Source organism: Carboxylicivirga taeanensis (assembly GCF_051851475.1).
Lineage (GTDB): Bacteria > Bacteroidota > Bacteroidia > Bacteroidales > Marinilabiliaceae > Carboxylicivirga > Carboxylicivirga taeanensis.
In genome coordinates this window covers 1-1,710 of record NZ_JBPUSJ010000068.1, presented here as the reverse complement: position 1 = coordinate 1,710, position 1,710 = coordinate 1, and the positions used below count along the sequence as shown (strand labels likewise).

The 1,710-nt window shown below is 34.0% G+C and carries 3 protein-coding genes; 2 read left to right on the top strand and 1 reads right to left on the bottom strand.

The annotated features are described in order from the left end of the window. The first annotated feature begins 125 nt into the window (after nucleotides 1-125). Together ACSX1H_RS19245 and ACSX1H_RS19240 are read left to right on the top strand one after the other, a co-directional pair. On the top strand, nucleotides 126-695 hold the full coding sequence (locus tag ACSX1H_RS19245; RefSeq protein ID WP_439185880.1) for a hypothetical protein: 570 nt from the start codon (nucleotides 126-128) through the stop codon (nucleotides 693-695). Nucleotides 696-697: 2 nt separating this feature from the next. Beyond that, nucleotides 698-1,165, top strand: a complete 468-nt coding sequence (locus ACSX1H_RS19240) for a hypothetical protein (RefSeq protein WP_439185879.1) — start codon at nucleotides 698-700, stop codon at nucleotides 1,163-1,165. 354 nt (nucleotides 1,166-1,519) lie between these two features. On the opposite strand, the gene ACSX1H_RS19235 is transcribed toward ACSX1H_RS19240, so the two are convergent. Next, a partial coding sequence (locus ACSX1H_RS19235; protein WP_439185878.1) for a hypothetical protein occupies nucleotides 1,520-1,710 on the bottom strand: 191 nt, incomplete at its 5' end.

The following is a 1,710-nucleotide window of genomic DNA, read 5'->3' as shown; positions in this document are numbered from 1 at the left end:
AATGATAAGATAAAAACAAATACAACGTTTTGGCTCCGTGAAGTTCGGAAGTGAAATCTGGTTAATGTTCACTTACGCTTCATAGCCTGACCGTTGTGCTTAATATTGGAGAACGATACTGCAAAATGACAAAACAGATTTTAATAATATTATTGCTTGCTCTTTCAATTGAGTCATGGTCTCATATTGACTATGATAAAATTCGTAGGAAGAAGTTTTATTCTTCAGAACTTGATACTACATCCACCGATATATTGCGACTTGAAAAAAAACATGCAATAATCTATTTTAAAAAATCGGATATTAAGGAATTGATAAATAATCCAGTTTCACGAGACTCTAAATTTACATTACCAAAGGAAGTACACTCTGATTTAGAATCCTTACTCAATTCAAGCGAACAGATTCGATTAAGAGATTGGTGGTATGATTACACCGAGGAAGAAAGAAAAAGAATGTTTGGTTCTGATGATTACAAAAATAAAGACAAAAATCATATTGAAGACTTGTATTACATATGCCCTGATTTATTACACGATAGCAAAGCAATGATTATAGATAAAGAAACGGGGAAGATTGTAACAGAGAAGATGCTTATTAAAAGAGTAAATGGATTAATGGGAACCATATATCTTGACTTTTTACTCCCAAATAAAAAGTCTATATGGAATATTGTTTTAGTTTTAGGAGAATAGGGATGAAAAGATTTTTTTCAGGGAAATATGTAGTACTGATATTGACTTTAAGTATAAATGTAATTAGTACTTTCGGACAAGAAAAATTGAAAATTACTGGTTTATACGGTAAATGTCAATCTGGATATTTTGCATGCGAACAACTTGAAATAAAATCAGACTCAACTTTTGAATACGGGATTTTTTACGATGTGGGAGGTTGGAAAATATGGACTGGTAATTGGAGCTTATCAAATGACACTCTTATATTGAACACATTCAAACAGCCCCAAACGGAATCTGATTCTATTACATTAAGTTTAGCCAATGGATATTTCTTTTATACGGATTTTCTTACCGATTTAAAAATGCGTTGGAAGGGCAATAAAATGTATACTTGGGACAGTCAAAACAAAGAAATTAGTCGAAAGAGATTTCTAAAAAAGACAAATATTGGGGATAAAGAATTTAAAATTTATAAAAAATACTAAGCACAACACGCGGTCATAAAACATTGCGCGGATAGTGCTATATTTGAACGACATAACATTTAATCAGCGGTTTAACGGGTTGATAGGTTTGTGCTTCTAAAAGCGCAACGTTTCATACCGCCACCGTTGTAACCTATTTGTTGGTTAAATATTTACAGATAAATTTTGGTCGTCCGCCAAAAACCAAAACTCAGAATAACTTGGCCACTAATCCTGACTCGGTTGTTTTCATATCAGCCCAGACGTTCATATTGAAGTGCTTCTGGAATTGATTCTCAAACGTGAACAGGAATCAATTTGATTTACAAACTGTTTACGCCAGGCTTAAGCTGTTTTTCTGCAACTATTTGTGTGTTAGATGCCATCCGCACTTTTTTTCCGGAAGGTTGATTTCCAAACGCTGGCGTAAAACACCTTCTCATTTGGTTTTTGGCTTAGTGCAAAGCTGACCATTAGAGAAATTAGGAATATAAAATAACAGGTTACAACAAGCTGCAATAATGCATAGCAGTCCGGCTCGCTTTGGTTGGGCCGATTCCCGCTTC

Coding starts and splice junctions, on each gene's coding strand:
- ACSX1H_RS19245 (WP_439185880.1), top strand. CDS start 126: ATGACAAAACAGATTTTAATAATATTATTGCTTGCTCTTTCAATTGAG.
- ACSX1H_RS19240 (WP_439185879.1), top strand. CDS start 698: ATGAAAAGATTTTTTTCAGGGAAATATGTAGTACTGATATTGACTTTA.